Raw genomic sequence first — 18,845 nt, 5'->3', positions numbered from 1 at the left:
CAGCCGCGTCAGCAATGACGGGCCGACGATGACAGGATTTAAAGCGCGCAGGGGTCGCCCTCTGCGCGCTTTTCTTTTGCCCCTAGGCCGCCAGCGAGGGCCGCCGCAGCTGGACGAAGTCCGCCCCGCTGGGCGACTGGAACAGGCGCAGATCGAACTCGGGCAGGATCGCCAGCAGGTGGTCGAAGATGTCCGCCTGGATCGCCTCATACTCGGCCCAGGCCACGGTGGCGGTGAAGGCGTAGATCTCCAGCGGCAGCCCTGTCTCCGTCGGCTGCATCTGGCGCACCAGCAGCGTCATGTCCTGACGGATGCGCGGATGGTTTTCCAGATAGTTCTGCACATAGGCGCGGAAGGCGCCGATGTTGGTCGAGCGCCGCATATTGACCGGGTCGCGCCCGGCCTCGACCAGCTTGGCGTTCCAGTCGGCCATCTCGGCGCTCTTGTCGGCCAGGTAGTCGTCGATCAGCAGAAAGCGCCGCATCCGCTCGCGCTCGGCCTCGGTCAGGAAGCGCGCGCTGGTCTGGTCGATCAGCAGCGACCGCTTGATACGGCGCCCGCCGCTGTCCTGCATGCCGCGCCAGTTGCGGTAGGATTCGCTGATCAGCCGCCAGGTCGGGATGGTAGTGATGGTCTTGTCCCAGTTCTGGACCTTCACCGTGTGCAGGGCGATGTCGATGACGTCGCCGTCGGCGTTGACCTGGGGCATCTCGATCCAGTCGCCCACGCGCAGCATGTCATTGGAGTTCAGCTGAACCGACGCCACCAGCGATAGGATGGTGTCCTTGAACACCAACATCAGCACCGCCGCCAGCGCGCCCAGGCCCGACAGCAACAGCAAGGGCGATCGGTCGATCAGGGCCGCGATCACCAGAATGGTGGCGATGGCGTAGATGACGATCTTCAGAACCTGCAGATAGCCCTTGATGCTACGGCGATGGGCGCGCGGCGAGCGGGCGTAGAGGGCGTTGGCCATGTCCAGACCGGCGCCGATACCGATGGCCACGGCCACGATCATGAAGGCCCCGGCCACGTTCTGAACCAGGGTGACGAAGCCGGGCGCCAGATGCGGCACGCCGCCTATGCCCTGATGGATGATGACGGCCGGAACGACGCGGGTGAAGCTGCGCACCACAGGGCGCAGCAGCACGTCGAGATCATGCACCGCCCGCCCGACGATCCGCAGGATCAGTCGGGTCAGGATGCGGCGGACCACAAAGTCCGCGATAAAGGCGACTAGGACGAGAAGACAGAGCCCGATCAGCATCTCCGCGATCGGGAACTCCGCCAGGCGATCACGCATGGCGATGAAATCAAACATGGGCCCAGCCTAGGCAGGCCTACCGGGGATTTGAACCCCGGCGCCTCAATCAGCCTCAGCCGATGGCCTGGTCCAGGTCGGCGATCAGGTCGTCGATGTCCTCGACCCCGACCGACAGGCGGATCAGATTGTCGGTGACGCCTCCCGCCTCACGCACCTCTTTGGGCACGGATGCGTGGGTCATGATGGCCGGGTGGTTCACCAGGCTCTCCACGCCGCCCAGCGACTCGGCCAGGGTGAAGACCTGCACCCGCTCAAGCACCCGCTTGGTGCGCTCCAGATCGCCGTCGATCAGCACCGTGACCATGCCGCCGAAGCGGCCGTTCATCTGGCGCGCGGCCAGCTCGTGCTGCGGGTGGCTGACCAGGCCCGGATAAATGACCTTGGCGACCCCTGCCCGGTCTTCCAGCCAACGGGCCACCGCCAGGGCGTTCTCATTGTGCGCCTTCATGCGCAGGCCCAGGGTCTTCAGCCCCCGGTTGGCCAGGAAGGCGTCGAACGGCCCCATGACGCCGCCGATCGAGTTCTGCAGGAACTTCAGCTGGGCCGCCATCTCGGCGTCCTTGGCGACCAGAACCCCGCCGACGATGTCGGAGTGGCCGTTCAGATATTTGGTCGCCGAGTGCATGACCACATCGGCGCCCAAGGCCAGCGGCTGCTGGCTCCACGGCGTGGCGAAGGTGTTGTCGACGACCAGGATCAGCTTGTGCGCCTTGGCGATCTTCGACAGGGCCTCGATGTCGGCCAGCTTCATCAGCGGATTGGTCGGGGTCTCAACCCACAGCATCCGCGTCTTGTCGGTGATCGCCGCCTCGACCGCCGCCAGGTCGGTCAGGTCGATGTAGCTGAAGTCCAGCCCCATCGAGCGACGGCGCACCCGCTCGAACAGGCGCCACGAACCGCCATACAGGTCATCGCCGGTGATGATGTGCGACCCGGCGTCCAGCAACTCCAACGCCGTCGAGGTCGCCGCCATGCCCGAGCCGAAGCCGAAGGCCTGAACCCCGCCCTCCAGATCGGCGATGCAGGCCTCGAAGGCCTCGCGCGTCGGGTTCTTGCCGCGGGCGTATTCATAGCCCTTGTTCACGCCGGGGCTTTCCTGGGCGTAGGTCGAGGTGGCGTAGATCGGCGTCATCACCGCGCCCGTCGTCGGGTCCGGCTGCTGGCCCGCATGGATGGCGCGGGTCGAAAAGCCCTGGCGGTTCTTCAGTTCAGACATAGGCTTACCGGTTCAGGCTGAGGTGGTTGATCAGGTCGGTGCGGGTGATCAGGCCGACGAAGATCTCGCCGTCCAGCACGATGGCGACGCGGTCGCGATCGAAGACCGGGATCAGGGCGTCCAGCGACTCCGTCACCTGAAGCGTGTCCAGATCGCGCGTCATGGCCGAGGCGACCGGCTTGGCGAAGCGCTCCTTCCGCGTGATCTCGTCGGTGTTCATGATGTGGACGATGTCGCTTTCGTCCAGAATGCCGACCAGGCGGCCGTCCTGGATGACCGGCAGTTGCGACAGGCCGTCGCCGCGCATCCGCTTGAACGCGGTGTCCAGGGTGTCCTCCGGCCCGATCACCACCACGTCGCCGGCGGCGTATTTGCGGTTGATCAGGTCCGACAGGTCGCCGTGCAGTTCGCGCTCGGCCAGGCCCTGATCGGCCAGCCAGGCGTCGTTGTAGACCTTGGACAGGTATTTGGCGCCGGTGTCGCAGACGAAGGTCACGACCCGCTTCGGCTCCGTCTGCTCGCGGCACCAGCGCAGGGCCGTGGCGATCAGGGTGCCCGACGACGACCCCGCCAGAATGCCTTCCTTCAGCAGCAGTTCGCGCACCGTGGCGATCGCCTCGGCGTCAGGGATGGAATAGGCGACGTCGATCAGCTCGGGGTCGGTCGTCTCGGGCATGAAGTTCTGGCCGATGCCCTCGACGGTATAGCTGCCGTCCGGCCCGGCCACGCCCTCGTTGATCAGGCCCGCCAGCGCCGAGCCGACCGGGTCGGCCAGGATGATCTGGGCCTTGGAGCCTTGCGATTTGAAATAGCGGGCGTTGCCGGTGATCGTCCCGCCCGAGCCGATGCCGGCGACGAAGGCGTCGATGTCGCCGTCCATCTGCTCGAAAATTTCCGGGCCGGTCGTCTTGAAGTGGGCCTCGGAGTTGGCGTCGTTGGCGAACTGGTTGACGAAATAGCCGCCCGGAATCTGCTGGGCCAGGCGCTCGGCCATGTCGGTGTAATATTCCGGGTGGCCGTGCGGCACGTCAGAGCGGGTCAGGCGCACATCAGCGCCCATGGCGCGCAGGTGCTGAATCTTCTCCTTCGACATCTTGTCGGGAATGACCAGCAGGACGTTGTAGCCCTTCTGCTTGCCGACCAGGGTCAGGGCCAGGCCGGTGTTGCCCGCCGTCGCCTCGACGATGGTGCCGCCCGGCTTCAGCCAGCCCTGTTTCTCGGCCGCCTCGATCATCGACAGGGCGATGCGGTCCTTGATGGAGCCGCCGGGGTTCTGGCTCTCCAGCTTCAGGAACAGGCGGCAGGGGCCAGTGTCGATCCGCGTCACCTCGACCATCGGCGTCTTGCCGATCAGGTCCAGCAGGGTCTTGGCCGGACGGCTGAGAACAGGGGTGTCGGTCATCGACATGAAGGCAGGCTCCGTTGCACGGGTTTCAGGGGGAAGCTGGGCGTCGCGACCCTCGCGGTCAACTCATGCAAGTTTTCACCCTTTCGCCGCGAAGCGCGTTAGAAAGGGCGCAATGGTCAAGACACCGAAACGCCCCGTCGCGGGCCTGCCCGACAAAGAATCCCTCGTCGCCTTCCTGCGCGAGGCCGGAGAAGCCGAAAAGGCCGACATCGCGCGCGCCTTCGGCCTGAAGGGCGCCGAGCGCCGCGCCCTGCGCGACATGCTGAAGGAGCTTGAGGCCGAGGGCCGCCTGGGCAAGCGCGGCCGCAAGGGCTTTTCCGAAGCCGGCGCCCTGCCCCCCGTCGGGGTGGTCGATGTCGTGGATCGCGACGCCGACGGCGAACTATACGTCGAACTGGTCAAGAGCAGCGAGGACGCGCCGCGCGCCGTCCTGATGCCCGACCGCGAGGGTCGCGGCCCGGCGCCCGGCATGGGCGACCGCCTGCTGGTCAAGTTCAGCCGGGGCGTCGAAGGCTGGGAGGCGCGCCTGGTCAAGCGGCTGGACGCCGGAACCAACCGCGTGTTGGGCGTCATCCGCAAGGGCGGGCGCGAGACGCGGGTCGAGCCGGTCGACAAGCGCTCCAAGGACGTGCTGCTGGTGCCCGCCGCCCAGGCGACGGACCTGCGCGACGGCGACTTGGTGCTGGCCGCCGTCGAGAAGGGCGAGCATCGCTATGGCCCCAAGCGCGGCAAGATTCTCGAGAACATCGGGCGCGAGGACGACCCGCGCGCCGCCTCCATCATCGCCATCCACGCCCACGGGGTGCCGACCGGCTTCTCCGAGGCCGTCGAGCGCGAGGCCGAGGATCAGGCCGTCCCGACGCTGAAGGGGCGCGAAGACCTGCGCCACGTCCCCTTCATCACCATCGACCCCGCCGATGCGCGCGACCACGACGACGCCGTCTACGCCGAGCGTGATGAAGACCCCAAGAACGACGGCGGCTGGATCGTCTGGGTCGCCATCGCCGACGTCGCCGCCTATGTGCGCCCCAATACGGCGCTGGACCGCGAGGCGCGGGCCAAGGGCAACTCGACCTACTTCCCCGACCGGGTCGAGCCCATGTTGCCGGAAGTCCTGTCCAACGGCCTGTGCAGCCTGAAGCAGGGCGAGAACCGCGCCTGCATGGCCGTGCGCATGGTCTTCGACAAGGACGGCCGCAAGACCGGGCACAAGTTCACGCGCGGGCTGATGCGCAGCCACGCCAAGCTGTCCTACGAGCAGGCGCAGTCGGCCATCGACGGCCTGCTGGACGACGCCACCGGGCCGATCATGGAGGCGATCCTCTATCCGCTGTGGAACGCCTATCGCACGATGCTGAAGGGCCGCGAACGCCGCAGCCCCCTGGCCATCGAAAGCCCTGAGCGCCGCATCATCATGTCGCCCGACGGCGGCATCGCCGGCATCGAGCCGCGCAAGTCGCTGGAGGCCCACCGCCTGATCGAAGAGATGATGATCCAGGCCAACGTCTGCGCCGCCGAGACGCTGGAGAAGACGCACACGCCGCTGATCTATCGCGTCCACGATACGCCCAGCCAGGAGAAGATCTTCAACCTGGCCGACTTCCTGCACACCATCGGCAAGCCGTGGAACAAGGGCGAGGCGCCGAACACCAAACGCTTCAACAAGCTGCTGGAGGAAACCCGCGACACCCCGCACGCCGAGGTCGTCAACGAAGTCGTCCTGCGCACCCAGATGCAGGCCATCTACAGCCCCGAGAACGTCGGCCACTTCGGCCTGCACCTGGACCGCTACGCCCACTTCACTTCGCCCATCCGGCGCTATTCCGACCTGATCGTCCATCGCGGGCTGATCCGGGGGCTGAAGCTGGGATCGGACGGCCTGACCGACCGCGAGATCGCCGAACTGGGCGGCATCGCCGATCATGTCACCGAGACCGAGCGCCGCTCCATGGCCGCCGAGCGCGACGCCATGGATCGCTACATCGCCGCCTTCCTTGAGGAGCACGTCGGCGCGACCTTCACCGGCCGCATCACCGGCGTCACCCGCTTCGGCCTGTTCATCCGCCTGGACGAGACGGGCGCCGACGGACTGGTGCCGGTCTCGACGCTGGGCGACGAGTACTTCACCCACGACGACCGCGCCCACGCCCTGGTCGGCGAGCGCACCGGCAAGCGGTTCCCGCTGGGCCGCCGCGTCGAGGTGCGGCTGATGGAGGCCACGCCCGTCACCGGCGGCCTGGTGCTGGAGATGCTGTCCGAGCCGGACCCGCGCGATCCCAACGCTCCGGCCCCGCGCTACGGCATGCGCGGACGCGGTGGAGACGGCCCGCCCAAGCGTGGCAAAGGCCGCCCCGGCGGCCCCAAGCCCCGCAACGGCGCCAAGCCCTCCGGCGGCCTGAAAGGCGTCCGAAAGGGCAAGCGGCGGTGAGCGATGTCGTTTCCCTTCTCCCCTCGAGGGAGAAGGTGGCCTGCGGAGCAGGTCGGATGAGGGGGCTGTATCCGCACGCAGAACGACTGACGTTGAGGACGCGGCCAGCGTCCCCCTCATCCGTCTCGCTGCGCGATCCACCTTCTCCCCCGACGGGGAGAAGGAAGGAGTTTTATCCATGACCTCCCTCCCCTTCGACGCAGCCCAAGACCTGGCCGACGCGCCCCGTGTCGGCGGCGCTCAACGCCCCAAGGACGCGGCGACCCTGATCCTGACCCGCGACGCCAGGCGTCCTGAGGTGCTGATGGGCCGCCGGGCGCCGGGCCACGTCTTCATGGCGTCGAAGTGGGTGTTTCCGGGCGGACGCATCGAACGGGCGGACTTCAACGCCGCCGACGACGGGGCCCTGTCGCATGACGCCGCGCGACGATTGCAGGCGGAGATGCCCGCCCGCCGCGCCCGCGCCCTGGCCCTGGCCGCCGTGCGCGAGACCTTTGAGGAAACCGGGCTGATCCTGGGCCGCGCCGCGCCGGCCGCCTCGGTCGCCGGACCGTGGCGGGACTATCGCCAAGCCGGCGCCCTGCCCGATCTGTCGGTCCTGTCCTATATGGCGCGCGCCATCACGCCGCCGGGCCGCACCCGACGTTTCGACGCCCGCTTCTTCATGGCCCCGGTCGAGGCCCTGCGCGATCCCGATCGGATCGAAGGCTCAGGCGAACTGGACGAGATCGCCTGGGTTCCTCTGGACGAAGCGCGAAGCCTGGACCTGCCCGCCATCACCCGCTTCGTGCTGGGCGAGGTCGCCGAGCGGCTGGAGACGCCGCAACGCCCCCTGCCCTTCGTGCACATGGTGCGCGGCCGCCACGTCATCGACCATCAGGACTGACGCAGCGGCCTCACCGTCTTATTCGGCGACCGGCTTGGTCAGGTCGAAGTCAACCTGGAAATGGCGGTTCGGCCGGCGCAGTTCATAGGTAAACGTCTTGCCGGGATGGACCTCCATCGCCCAGACGTTGGTCGTCGAGACTGCGGCGTCCTGAGCGTTGAACAGATCGATGGATTCCTGATCCACCGGGAATTCCTGACGCTCGGCCGTGCCTTCGTTCTTCGTATCGCCGCCGTACCAGTGCAGCGGATCCGTCTTGCCGTCCGGCTGGCGGTGATCGTGCTTCAGCCGCAGGCCCGATTCGGTGCGGGTCACGACCCAGGTGCGCGAGCGGTCTTCGCCGACCCAGAAGGGAATGCGAATCTCATCCTTCGAGCAGTCGCGCACATGCATCAGCAGACGCTTGCCGACGAAATCCGAGTCGGCGGCTTCGGTCGTGACGACCTTGCCCTCGAAGCGCTGGCCGCAAAGGGCGGTCAGATTGGCGAAGAAGGCGTCCTGCGCCGTGGCCGGGGCCGCATCGGCCGTTGCGGCGGGCGTCGCCGGTTCGGACGAGCAGGCGGACAGCGTCAATCCGGCCGCAATGATGGCGACGGACAGGGCGTGGGCGGGCTTGAAGTAGGGCGTTTTCATGTCGAAACACTAACGCTTCTGCGGCGCCGCTCAACGCGACATCGAAACCGTTGACTTTGAGCCCGTCCTGAGTATGTTCCGCGCCTCTTATTTCAAGCGGCTTTCGCCGTCGCAGAGGTAATTCCGATGGCCAAACCGGCTTCCATCAAGATCCGCCTGAACTCCACCGCTGACACCGGCTTCTTCTACGTCACCAAGAAGAACGCCCGTACGATGACCGAGAAAATGGTCGTCAAGAAGTACGACCCGGTCGTCCGCAAGCACGTCGAGTTCAAGGAAGGCAAGATCAAGTAAGGGCTTTGCCCTCCGCTTGAATCTGCAAGAATCGAAACGCCCGGTCGCAGGACCGGGCGTTTTTCGTTGTCCGTCATGCGACCACATGCGCGTCAGGCGGCGCGGGCCACCACCCGATTACGGCCGGCCTTCTTGGCCTCATAGACGCCTTCGTCGGCGCGCTTCAGCAGGGAGGCCGGCGTGTCATCCGCTCCCCTGGTCGCCGCCACGCCGACCGAAACGGTGATGCTCAACGGCTCGCCGCCCAGGATGCGGAAGGGCGAGGCGCCGACGTCGCGGCGGATTCGCTCGGCGATGCGATGGGCGTCCTCCAGCGTCGTGCCGGGCATGACCACGACGAACTCCTCGCCGCCGAACCGGCACGGCAGGTCCACAGCCCGCACATTGGTCGCCAGCCGCACCGAGAACTCGCGCAGCACCTCATCGCCCGCGTCGTGGCCCAGGCTGTCGTTGACCGCCTTGAAGTGGTCGATGTCCAGCACCAGCACCGCCACCGGGTCGCCGCCGCGATTGGCGCGCGCCACCAGGGCGTCCAACTGGCCGTTCATGTAACGACGGTTGTGCAGGCCGGTCAGGGGATCGGTGACCGCCATCTCCAGATTGTGGTCCAGCTTCTCGCGCAGGAAGTCGCCGTAACGCTTGCGGCGCACCTGGGTCCGCACCCGCGCCGCCAGTTCCTCGGGATCGATGGGACGGATCAGGAGGTCGTGCGCGCCCAGCTCCAGCGCCTTGAGCAGGCGCGGCCGGTCCTGGGTGTCCACCACGGCCAGGATAGGCAGACGCCGCGTCGGCTCCTTGGAGCGAAGCTGGGCGATCAGCCGCAGGCCGTCGAACCGTTCGGACGTGATGTTGACGATCACCAGATCGACCGGACCGCGGGCCGTCTCCAGCCCCGCCTCAGCCGAGGGCTCGATCAGGGGGCGGTGTTCTCGCGACAGCTCCTGCGCCATCACCTGGGCCTGAAGCGTGTTGTCGTCGACGATCAGCACGCGCCCGCCAGACCCCTTGAGACGCGCCACGCCGCCGGTGTCGACGCCGACCCGACGCCCGCTCTCCTCGCGCTCGCGCAGCTCGTCCATGACCATCTTCAGCCGGGTCAGGCTGCGGACCCGCGCCATCAGGATCACATCGTCCAGCGGTTTGGACAGGAAGTCGTCAGCCCCGGCCTCCAGGCCCTTGATCCGATCATGCCGTCCGTCCAGCGCCGTCACCAGCACCACCGGGATATGGCGCGTGTCCGCCGCCGCCTTGATCCGGCGACAGGTCTCGAAGCCGTCCATCCCCGGCATCATCACGTCCAGCAGGATCAGGTCCGGCTGTTCGGCGCCGGCCAGGGCGATGGCGGTCGCGCCGTCATGGCAGGTGAGCACGTCGTAGTATTCGAGGGTCAGCTTGGCTTCGAGAAGCCGGACGTTCGCCTCGACGTCGTCGACCACCAGGATTCGCGCACTCATGCCGCCCCCTGACCCAGGTGCCTGCGCACCGTCTCCAGGAAGGAAATGACCGAGATCGGCTTGGAGATGTAGGCTTCACAGCCCCCCTGGCGAATCCGTTCTTCATCACCCTTCATGGCGAAGGCTGTAACGGCGATGACGGGGATATGGTTCAGCTCTTCGTCGTCCTTGAGCCATTTGGTGACTTCAAGGCCTGAGATTTCCGGCAACTGGATATCCATCAGGATCAGATCGGGGCGGTGCTCGCGCGCAATCGCCAGCGCCTGCAGGCCTTCGCGGGTCTGCAGCACTTCATACCCCTGGGAATCGAGCAGATCATGAAAAAGCTTCATGTTCAGCTCATTATCCTCGACGATGAGGACTTTCTTGGACATCCGCCACCCGGCTGTTGCGCCTCTTGTTCATCCGCTTTTGCGGTGGGCTGTTGCGCCTTCTTGGATGCACTGTGACCGCAGCAGTCTTAAGTTGACGTGAAGCCGAGACAAACGGAGTTCTTGCTTGGCCATCACGGCCCTCTGTCGCGACTGCCTGTGGACCGGCGACCGCAAGGTCGCGCGGTGTCCGTCGTGCGCCTCGCGCCGGGTCATCGCCCATGACGAGCTGAGCGATCTGCACATCGCCCACCTGGACTGCGACGCCTTCTACGCCTCGGTCGAGAAACGCGATCGGCCGGAATTGCGCGACAGGCCGGTCATCGTCGGCGGCGGCAAGCGCGGGGTGGTCTCCACTGCCTGCTATGTGGCGCGGCTGTATGGCGTCGGCTCCGCCATGCCGATGTTCAAGGCGCTGAAGGCCTGCCCCGACGCCGTGGTGATCAAGCCGGACTTCCGCAAATATGTGGCCGAGAGCGAGCGCATCTTCGGCGCCGTCCACCGCCTGACGCCGCTGGTTCAGACCCTGTCGCTGGACGAGGCGTGGATCGACCTGAAGGGCACGGAGCGGTTGAACGGAGGCCCGCCCGCCTTCCAGTTGGCGCGCCTGCAGAAATGGATCGAGGACGAGACGGGCCTCAGCGTCTCCATCGGCCTGGCGCCCAACCGCTTCCTGGCAAAGATCGCGTCGGAGCTGGACAAGCCGCGCGGCTTCTCCGTCATCGGCGTCGCCGAGGCCCAAGGCCTGTTGGCGCCGCGCCCCGTGACCACCCTGCCCGGCGTCGGGCCGGTGTTCGGACGCACCCTGCGTTCGGACGGTTTCGCAACGATCGGCGACCTGGCCGCCGCTGAGGTGAAGGATCTGGTTCGGCGCTATGGCGAGACGGGCTTGCGCCTGCATGACCTCAGCCACGCGCGCGACAGCCGCCCGGTGAACCCGGATCACGACCGGCGAGGCATGAGCGCCGAGACCACCTTCAACGACGACCTGGCCACGGCCGAGGCGCTGGAGGCCGAGCTGTGGCCCCTGTGCGAGAAGCTGGCCTCCAAGGCCCGGCGCGACGGCATAGCCAGCCGCGTCGTGGTGCTGAAGCTGCGCAAGACGGACTTCAAGATCGTCACCCGCCGCACCACCCTGGCCGAGCCGGTGCAGACGGCGCGCGCCCTGTTCGCCGCTGGGCGCGACCTGCTGAAACCGGAACTGGGCGTGCCCTATCGGCTGATCGGCATCGGCATGGCCGACATCGCCGACGCCCAGGACGCGCCCGCCGGCCTGTTCGCCACGGCCGAGACCCGCGCCCTGAAGACCGAGACCGCCATCGACGCTCTGCGCGACAAGTTCGGAGCCGCCGCCGTGGTGGCCGGACGCGCGTTGAAGCGACCAAATGAACGCCCCGGATGACGCGGCCGCCGCGCCGCGCTAAACCCCCTCCACACTTTCATACGGAGTCGCCCCATGAGCATTCACGCCCGCATCGCTGAACTCGGCATCACCCTGCCCGAGCCCGCCAAGCCGGTGGCCAGCTATGTCTCCTACGTCCGCTCGGGCGAGCAGATCTTCATCTCGGGCCAGTTGTCGAACGACGCCAACGGCGGCATCAAGGGCACCGTCGGCGTGGACGTGACCCCGGAGCAGGCCGCCGAGGCCGCCCGCCTGTGCGGCATCAACCTGCTGGCCCAGATCAACGCCGCCGTCGACGGCGACCTGGATCGCGTGGTCCGCATCGTCAAGCTGGGCGGCTTCGTCCAGGCCGGGCCGGACTTCGAGGCCATCCCCGGCGTGATCAACGGCTGCTCGGACCTGATGGTCCAGGTCTTCGGCGACGCGGGCAAGCACTCGCGCTCGGCCGTCGGCGTCTACAAGCTGCCGCTCGGCTTCGCCGTCGAAGTGGACGCCGTCATCGAGGTGAAGTGAACTTCACCCTTCAGGTAAACGACCGGATCGCCGCCATAGGCCGGGACGCATGGGACGCCTGTGCGGCCCCAAGCGGCGATCCTTTCGTCTCCTACGACTTCCTTGACGCCTGCGAGGCGTCCGGCAGCGCCGTCCCGTCCGAGGGCTGGGCGGCGCGCCACCTGTCCCTGCATGATGAAGACGGCGCCGTGATCGGCGTCATGCCCCTCTATCTGAAGGGCCACAGTCAGGGCGAATACGTCTTCGACCACAGTTGGGCCGACGCCTATGAGCGCGCGGGCGGGCGCTACTACCCCAAGCTTCTGGGCGCTGTGCCCTTCACCCCCGCGAGCGGCCCGCGCTTCCTGAACGCGCCGGGAACCGACGCCGCCGCGGTGCGCGAGGCCCTGCTGCAAGGCGCGCTGACGCTGACCCAGCGACTGGGCGTCTCGTCCCTGCACGTCAACTTCCCGCTTGAGGTCGAATGGCGCGCCATGACCGAGGCGGGTCTGCTGCCGCGTCGCGACATCCAATTCATCTGGCGCAACGACGGTTATCGCAGCTTCGACGACTTCCTGGCCGCCCTGTCGTCCAACCGGCGCAAGACCATCCGGCGCGAGCGGCGCGAGGCGCAGGCCGGTCTCGCCATCCGCGTCCTGACCGGGGCGCAGATCATGCAGGCGCACTGGGACGCCTTCTTCGCCTTCTACATGGACACCGGCGACCGCAAATGGGGGCGGCCCTATCTGACGCGCGACTTCTTCGCCCGCGTCGGGGCCGGCATGGCCGACCGCATCGCCCTGGTCATGGCGTTCGAGGGCGAGACGCCGGTGGCGGGAGCGCTCAACTTCATCGGCCGCGATGCGCTTTACGGCCGCCAGTGGGGGACGCTGGTCGACCGGCCCTTCCTGCATTTCGAGCTGTGCTATTATCAGGCCATCGACTTCGCCATCGCGCGCGGCCTGTCGCGAGTCGAGGCGGGCGCGCAAGGGGATCACAAGATCGCGCGCGGCTACCTGCCCTCCCCCGTCTATTCGGCCCATTTCATCGCCGATCCCGCTCTGCGCGATCCGGTCGCCCGCTATCTGGAGCAGGAACGCCTGGCGGTGGAGGCGGAGATGCACGCCATGGCGGCGGAGCTGTCGCCCTACCGTCAGGGCTGACCCCTGACATTTCGTCGCGAGCGGCAGAACATCAGGAACCGTCGCCGTCCAGATGCGCTTTTTCCCGGAGTCTCCTCCTCACTCGCATCAGGAATTGATCATGACTGACCAACGCATCGAAGGCGCCGTGACCGAAGCGGGCGGCAAGCTGCAGAACGGCCTCGGCCGCCTGACCGGCGACAGCAAGCTTCAGGTCGAAGGCAAGCTGAACGAATTCAAGGGCAAGGCGCAGAACGCCTATGGCCGCGTCATCGACGGCCTGGACGGCATGGTGGACAAGGCCCCCGCCGACCTGCGCGATCCCGCCCGCAAGGGTCTGGATTTCGCCCGCCGCAAGCCCTTGCTGACCACCGGCATCATCGCCGGCGCGGCGGTGCTGCTCGGCGCCCTAGGCCGCAAACGCTGATCAAGGCCTTCTCCCCTTGTGGGAGAAGGCGGCTCGCGAAGCGAGACGGATAAGGGGTTGCGGGACGACAAATCCCGCAACCCCTTTTTCACGTCGCAAGACCCCTCATCCGGCCCTGACGGGCCACCTTCTCCCACAAGGGGAGAAGGATAAGATCAGGCCGTCTCTTCTTCCTCTTCCTTCACCGCCGCGCCCTTGGTCGGGGTGATGTCGAAGGCGATCTTGCCGTCCTTCAACTCGACCTTGACGTGGCCGCCGCGGGTCAGGCGGCCGAACAGGATGTCGTCGGCCAGCGGCTTCTTGATATGCTCCTGGATGACGCGGGCCAGGGGTCGTGCGCCATACAGTTCGTCGAAGCCGTTCTTGGCCAGCCAGTCGGTCGCCTCGTCGGTCAGCTCGATGGTGATGTTACGGTCCGCCAGCTGGGCTTCCAGCTGCAGCACGAACTTGGTCACGACCGAACGGATCGTCTCGGCGCCCAGCGGCTTGAAGGCCACGATGGCGTCCAGACGATTGCGGAACTCCGGCGCGAACAGGCGCTGGATGGCCTTGTCGTCCTCGCCCTCGACCTTGCCCCGGCCGAAACCGATGGAGGCGCGGGCGTTGTCGGCGGCCCCGGCGTTGGTGGTCATGATCAGGATGACGTTCCTGAAATCGACCTTCTTGCCCACGGCGTCGGTCAGCGTCCCGTTGTCCATCACCTGCAGCAGGATGTTGTAGACGTCGGGGTGGGCCTTCTCGATCTCGTCCAGCAGAACCACCGAGTGCGGATGCTGATCGACCGCGTCGGTCAGCAGGCCGCCCTGGTCATGGCCGACATAGCCCGGAGGCGCGCCGATCAGGCGGCTGACCGTATGGCGCTCCATGTATTCGGACATGTCGAAGCGCTGCATCTCGATGCCCAGGGTGGCGGCGAGCTGGTTGGCCACCTCGGTCTTGCCGACGCCGGTGGGTCCGCTGAACAGGAAGGCGCCGATCGGCTTGTTCGGATCGCGCAGACCCGCCCGCGCCAGCTTCATCGCCGCCGAGACCTGGTCGATGGCCTGTTCCTGACCGAAGACGACGCGCTTCAGATCGGTCTCCAACTCGCGCAGGGATTCCGTGTCCGACTTCGACACCGACTTGGGCGGGATACGGGCCATCTTGGCGATGACGGCCTCGACCTCCTTCTGACCGATGACCTTCTTGCGCTTGGATTCCGGCAAAAGCATCTGCGACGCCCCCGCCTCGTCGATCACGTCGATCGCCTTGTCCGGCAGCTTGCGGTCGGTAATGTAGCGCGCCGACAGATCGACCGCCGTGCGGATGGCCGAGTCCGTGTAGCGCAGCTTGTGGTGCGTCTCATAAGTCGTCTTCAGACCCTTGAGGATCTTCACCGTATCCTCGATCGTCGGCTCGTTGACGTCGATCTTCTGGAAGCGACGCACCAAGGCGCGATCCTTCTCGAAGTGCTGGCGATACTCCTTGTAGGTGGTCGAGCCCATGCAGCGCAGGCTGCCGGACGCCAGAGCCGGCTTCAGCAGGTTGGAGGCGTCCATCGCACCGCCGCTGGTCGCGCCCGCGCCGATCACGGTGTGGATCTCGTCGATGAAGAGGACCGCGTTCTCGTGGCTCTCCAGCTCCTTGACGACCTGCTTCAGCCGCTCCTCGAAGTCGCCGCGATAGCGGGTGCCCGCCAGCAGCGAGCCCATGTCGAGGCTGTAGATCGTCGCGTCCTTCAGGACTTCCGGCACCTCGCCGTTGACGATCTTGCGGGCCAGACCTTCGGCGATAGCCGTCTTGCCGACGCCGGGGTCGCCGACCAGCAGGGGGTTGTTCTTGGTGCGGCGACACAGGATCTGGATCGAGCGCTCCACCTCGGCCTGACGCCCGATCAGGGGGTCGATCTTGCCGTTGCGGGCCTTCTCGTTCAGGTCGATGCAATAGGCTTCCAGCGCCTCGCCGCCCTGTTTAACGACCGAGCCGTCCTCGGCCTCTTCGGGGCTGGCGCCGCGCACCGAGCGGGCTTCGGCAGCCCCGGCCTTCTTGGCGATGCCGTGGGCGATAAAGTTGACCGCGTCGTACCGCGTCATGTCCTGCTCCTGCAGGAAATAGGCGGCGTGGCTTTCGCGTTCGGAGAAGATGGCGACCAGGACGTTGGCGCCGGTCACTTCCTCGCGGCCGGACGACTGGACATGGATGACCGCGCGCTGGATCACGCGCTGGAAACCGGCCGTCGGCTTGGCGTCGTCGCCATCGGCCGTGGCCAGGGCGGCCAGATCGGTGTCGACATAGGAGCCGAGCGCCGCCTTCAGCGCGCCCAGATCGACGTTGCAGGCCGTCATCACGGCCGAGGCGTCCGGATCGTCGATCAGGGCCAACAGCAGGTGTTCGAGCGTGGCGTATTCATGCCGGCGCTCGTTGGCGTAGTGGACCGCGCGGTGCAGGGTCTCTTCGAGAGGACGGGAAAACGAAGGCATGGCAGGTTCCTCTCAGTCCTTTTCCATCGTGCATTGCAGGGGGTGCTGGTGGCGTCGCGCCGTCTCGACCACCTGGGCGACCTTGGTTTCGGCCACTTCGTAGGTAAAGACGCCGCAGACCCCGACGCCATGCTGGTGCACGTGCAGCATGATGCGGGTCGCGTCCTCGCGGCTCTTCTGGAAGAACCGCTCCAGCACGTAAATGACGAACTCCATGGGGGTGTAGTCGTCATTCAGGATCAGCACCCGATAGAGCGAGGGCCGCTGAAGTTTCGGCTTTGTCTCGGTGACGACGGCGGCGCCTGCGCCTCCGCCCTGTTCACCTGGCCGTCTGTTAGGCATTCGTGGTCCGTAATCGGGGAGTGTCAAAAGATCAGATAGGGAATGATGGCCTGATTTGTAGATGCGTCCAGTCACAGCCTGCGTGACCCCGGTCGCCTGACCAAAGATTCACGGGACATCTCGGCTCAGGAACCGCATCAATGCGCTTCCGTTCCCTGCCCCGGACCGCCGCCATGCCCCTGATCGCCGGACTGTTCGCCGCCCTGACGCTGGGCCAGACGCCCGCCGTCCCTACCGATGACGCCGCCCTCGCTCCCATCATCGCTGAACGGGACGCGGCCCTGTTTTCGGTCATGTTCGACCGATGCGATTCCGAGGCCCTAGCCGATCTGGTGACGGACGATCTGGAATTTTATCACGACCGGGGCGGACTGACGGCGACGCGGGCGCGCTTCATCAACGACTATCGCCAGGGCTGCGCGGCGCGGACCGCCCCTGACGCCTGGCGATCACGGCGCGAACTCGTGCCCGGCACGATGCGAGTCTACGCCATCCCCGGCGTCGGCGCCGTCCAAGAAGGCAGCCACCTGTTCTACGAACGGCAGGGCGACGGGCCGGAAACCCTGGTCGGACGCGCCCGCTTCTCCGTCCTGTGGCGGCTGGAGCCGGACGGGCGCTGGCGGCTGGCCCGCGCCTTCAGCATCGACCACGCCCCCATGAGCGCCGAAGCGAAGCCATGAAAAAGGCCCCGGCGTCTCCGCCGGGGCCTCGTTCGCATTAAGCGTGCAGTCGCGCCTTAGCGGGCGGCCTGGAACTGCTCGACAGCGGCCGAAACGCGCTCGTTGATCGGCTTGAAGCTGTCCTTGACCGAGGCGGTCATGGTCTCGGTCGCCTTGCCGAACTCGGCCAGATAGGCCTCGGCGGCCGACTTGGCCCAGTTGGTCTGCAGCTCGAACAGTTCCTGCACCGAGCGGGCCTGCGAGAAGGACTGAGCGGCGGCGACGCCGTCTTCCCAGGACTTCTTGCTGTAGGCCACGGCCTGTTGCGACAGCGCCTCGGCGCCCTTCTGGGCGGCGGCGGCGGATTCGACCACGGCTTCCAGGTTCTTCTTGCCGTGCGCGTTCAGTTCGCTCAGCGAGGCGACGGACTTGTCGACGCCTTCACGGAACGCCTTGGCGCCGGCGGCCTGAATGGACTCAGCCTGGGCCTTGGCCTTGGCGGTGGTTTGTTCGACGGTCTTCTTCACGGTCTCAGCGGCGTCAGCCATGGGGAGTCTCCTGAAGCAAAAGGGTTCTGGCGACAGGCGGGCCCATCGCGACAACGGCGATATGGTGCACCTGCGAAGAAACTTCAAGTGAAATTTGTGCGACGCACAATATGATCGCTGATAACCTGCCCTCTGGATGCGGCGAGCGATCACAAGTCTGTTGACGCGCCGTTAACCCTCTCGAAACCGGGGAAGCGGATGTTAGCCTTTGTAACGTGCGTGATCGCAGCCGTCTTCGCGCCACAGTGACGAGGCTAGTAGCTTGCCCATGAACGCCCTATTCCGCCGACGTTTCCTGGCCGCCCTGGTCCTGGGGGGCATCGTCCTGACGCCGACGATCGGCGTCGCGCCGCCGGAAGCCCAGTCGTCCGATAGTCGGTATGCGGCCATCGTGGTCGACGCCGCCTCGGGTGAAGTCCTGTTCTCGCGTTTCGCCGACGCGCGACGCTATCCGGCCTCCATCACCAAGGTCATGACCCTGTACCTGGCGTTCGAGGCGCTGGAGTCGGGCAAGGTCAACCTGAACGACAACCTGACCGTCTCGCCGCGCGCGGCGTCGCAGCCGCCCTCCAAGCTGGGCCTGGCCGCCGGTCAGACGATCAGCCTGGACGACGCCATGCGCGCCACGGCCGTCCGCAGCGCCAACGACATGGCCGTGGTCATCGCCGAGCACATCGGCGGCTCGGAAGGCCGATTCACCCAGATGATGACGGAAAAGGCGCGCGAACTGGGCATGGAGCAGACCCGCTTCACCACCGCCAACGGCCTGCCCGACACGCGCCAGGCGACCACGGCCCGCGACCTGTCGATTCTCAGCCGCGCGGTCATGCGCGACTATCCGCAATACTACCGCTACCTCGGCCTGCATGACTGGTTCTACAAAGGCCGGGACTACCGCAACACCAACGGCCTGCTGGCCACCGGGCGCGGCTATGACGGCATCAAGACCGGCTTCACCAACGCCTCGGGCTACAACCTCGCGGCGTCGTCGGTGCGCGACGGCAAGCGGATCATCACCATCGTCATGGGCGGCCGCTCGACCAAGAGCCGCAACGACCACGTCGCCGAACTGATGGACACCGGCTTCGAGGTTCAGCGTCGCCGCGGCCAGGGCGAGCGCATCCAACTGGCCCAGGCCTTCTTCGAACAGCGCGGCTTTGGGATCAGCGCTGATCCCTCGCCGCCCATCGCCTACGCCTCCCTGTCGGATGAGGACGGCGAAGGCGTCGGCTCCTCGACCGAGGTGGCGTATGTCGCCGGTCCGCCGCCGCGCAACCTGCCGACGGAGGTGACGCCGCCGCCGTCGGCGCGTCGTGCCGAGAACCGCCCGCCCGAAAGCCTGACCGCCGCGCTGAACGGT

General features: G+C 66.7%; 18 protein-coding genes. 9 read left to right on the top strand and 9 right to left on the bottom strand.

Annotated features, from left to right (window positions below):
- Positions 1–82: 82 nt before the first annotated feature.
- From BDIM_RS04875 to BDIM_RS04865, 3 genes are read right to left on the bottom strand one after another with little or no spacing between them, the layout of a single operon-like run.
- Positions 83–1,321, bottom strand: a complete 1,239-nt coding sequence (locus BDIM_RS04875) for a mechanosensitive ion channel family protein (protein ID WP_003164456.1) — start codon at positions 1,319–1,321, stop codon at positions 83–85.
- A 55-nt stretch (positions 1,322–1,376) separates the two neighbouring features.
- A complete protein-coding gene (locus BDIM_RS04870) occupies positions 1,377–2,540 on the bottom strand; it encodes a cystathionine gamma-synthase (RefSeq protein WP_003164455.1) in 1,164 nt (387 codons plus the stop codon).
- A 4-nt stretch (positions 2,541–2,544) separates the two neighbouring features.
- On the bottom strand, positions 2,545–3,948 hold the full coding sequence (locus BDIM_RS04865; protein ID WP_003164454.1) for a pyridoxal-phosphate dependent enzyme: 1,404 nt from the start codon (positions 3,946–3,948) through the stop codon (positions 2,545–2,547).
- 112 nt (positions 3,949–4,060) lie between these two features.
- Between BDIM_RS04865 and rnr the strand changes: the two genes are divergently transcribed.
- The gene (gene rnr / locus BDIM_RS04860; RefSeq protein WP_040345046.1) at positions 4,061–6,376 is read left to right on the top strand and encodes a ribonuclease R; all 2,316 of its coding nucleotides are present in this window, start codon (positions 4,061–4,063) and stop codon (positions 6,374–6,376) included.
- A 178-nt stretch (positions 6,377–6,554) separates the two neighbouring features.
- Positions 6,555–7,262: an NUDIX hydrolase gene (locus tag BDIM_RS04855; RefSeq protein ID WP_003164453.1), complete on the top strand. Its 708-nt coding sequence runs from the start codon at positions 6,555–6,557 to the stop codon at positions 7,260–7,262.
- A gap of 18 nt (positions 7,263–7,280) precedes the next feature.
- On the opposite strand, the gene BDIM_RS04850 is transcribed toward BDIM_RS04855, so the two are convergent.
- The gene (locus BDIM_RS04850; RefSeq protein ID WP_003164452.1) at positions 7,281–7,895 is read right to left on the bottom strand and encodes a hypothetical protein; all 615 of its coding nucleotides are present in this window, start codon (positions 7,893–7,895) and stop codon (positions 7,281–7,283) included.
- Positions 7,896–8,021: 126 nt separating this feature from the next.
- On the opposite strand from BDIM_RS04850, the gene rpmG reads away from it, so the two are divergent.
- Complete coding sequence (rpmG, locus tag BDIM_RS04845) at positions 8,022–8,189, top strand: 50S ribosomal protein L33 (RefSeq protein WP_003164451.1); 168 nt, start codon at positions 8,022–8,024, stop codon at positions 8,187–8,189.
- A gap of 92 nt (positions 8,190–8,281) precedes the next feature.
- On the opposite strand, the gene BDIM_RS04840 is transcribed toward rpmG, so the two are convergent.
- Together BDIM_RS04840 and BDIM_RS04835 are read right to left on the bottom strand one after the other, a co-directional pair.
- On the bottom strand, positions 8,282–9,643 hold the full coding sequence (locus BDIM_RS04840; protein ID WP_003164450.1) for a PleD family two-component system response regulator: 1,362 nt from the start codon (positions 9,641–9,643) through the stop codon (positions 8,282–8,284).
- A complete protein-coding gene (locus BDIM_RS04835) occupies positions 9,640–10,017 on the bottom strand; it encodes a response regulator (RefSeq protein ID WP_003164449.1) in 378 nt (125 codons plus the stop codon). Before BDIM_RS04835 ends, BDIM_RS04840 begins: the two co-directional genes overlap by 4 nt.
- A gap of 124 nt (positions 10,018–10,141) precedes the next feature.
- Between BDIM_RS04835 and BDIM_RS04830 the strand changes: the two genes are divergently transcribed.
- The 4 genes from BDIM_RS04830 (at position 10,142) to BDIM_RS04815 (ending at position 13,477) form a co-directional block, all read left to right on the top strand.
- Complete coding sequence (locus BDIM_RS04830; RefSeq protein WP_003164448.1) at positions 10,142–11,416, top strand: DNA polymerase IV; 1,275 nt, start codon at positions 10,142–10,144, stop codon at positions 11,414–11,416.
- 54 nt (positions 11,417–11,470) lie between these two features.
- The gene (locus BDIM_RS04825) at positions 11,471–11,929 is read left to right on the top strand and encodes a RidA family protein (RefSeq protein ID WP_003164447.1); all 459 of its coding nucleotides are present in this window, start codon (positions 11,471–11,473) and stop codon (positions 11,927–11,929) included.
- On the top strand, positions 11,926–13,071 hold the full coding sequence (locus tag BDIM_RS04820; RefSeq protein WP_003164446.1) for a GNAT family N-acetyltransferase: 1,146 nt from the start codon (positions 11,926–11,928) through the stop codon (positions 13,069–13,071). Before BDIM_RS04825 ends, BDIM_RS04820 begins: the two co-directional genes overlap by 4 nt.
- Positions 13,072–13,171: 100 nt before the next feature.
- Positions 13,172–13,477, top strand: a complete 306-nt coding sequence (locus BDIM_RS04815) for a CsbD family protein (RefSeq protein ID WP_040346555.1) — start codon at positions 13,172–13,174, stop codon at positions 13,475–13,477.
- A gap of 155 nt (positions 13,478–13,632) precedes the next feature.
- Here BDIM_RS04815 and clpA read toward each other — a convergent pair whose 3' ends face one another.
- Positions 13,633–15,936, bottom strand: coding sequence for an ATP-dependent Clp protease ATP-binding subunit ClpA (clpA, locus tag BDIM_RS04810; RefSeq protein WP_003164444.1), 2,304 nt, complete (start codon positions 15,934–15,936; stop codon positions 13,633–13,635).
- Positions 15,937–15,948: 12 nt separating this feature from the next.
- Entirely contained in the window at positions 15,949–16,278 is a 330-nt protein-coding gene (gene clpS, locus BDIM_RS04805) for an ATP-dependent Clp protease adapter ClpS (RefSeq protein ID WP_003164443.1), read from the bottom strand.
- A 140-nt stretch (positions 16,279–16,418) separates the two neighbouring features.
- On the opposite strand from clpS, the gene BDIM_RS04800 reads away from it, so the two are divergent.
- A complete protein-coding gene (locus BDIM_RS04800) occupies positions 16,419–16,958 on the top strand; it encodes a nuclear transport factor 2 family protein (protein WP_003164442.1) in 540 nt (179 codons plus the stop codon).
- A 56-nt stretch (positions 16,959–17,014) separates the two neighbouring features.
- Here the strand turns inward: BDIM_RS04800 and BDIM_RS04795 are convergent, their stop codons facing one another.
- Positions 17,015–17,485, bottom strand: coding sequence for a phasin family protein (locus tag BDIM_RS04795; RefSeq protein ID WP_003164441.1), 471 nt, complete (start codon positions 17,483–17,485; stop codon positions 17,015–17,017).
- Positions 17,486–17,753: 268 nt separating this feature from the next.
- On the opposite strand from BDIM_RS04795, the gene BDIM_RS04790 reads away from it, so the two are divergent.
- On the top strand, positions 17,754–18,845 hold a 1,092-nt coding region (locus tag BDIM_RS04790), incomplete at its 3' end, for a D-alanyl-D-alanine carboxypeptidase family protein (RefSeq protein WP_040345043.1).

The organism is Brevundimonas diminuta ATCC 11568 (assembly GCF_000204035.1).
GTDB classification, from domain to species: Bacteria; Pseudomonadota; Alphaproteobacteria; order Caulobacterales; family Caulobacteraceae; genus Brevundimonas; species Brevundimonas diminuta.
This window is presented reverse-complemented; position numbering and strand designations above follow the sequence as displayed.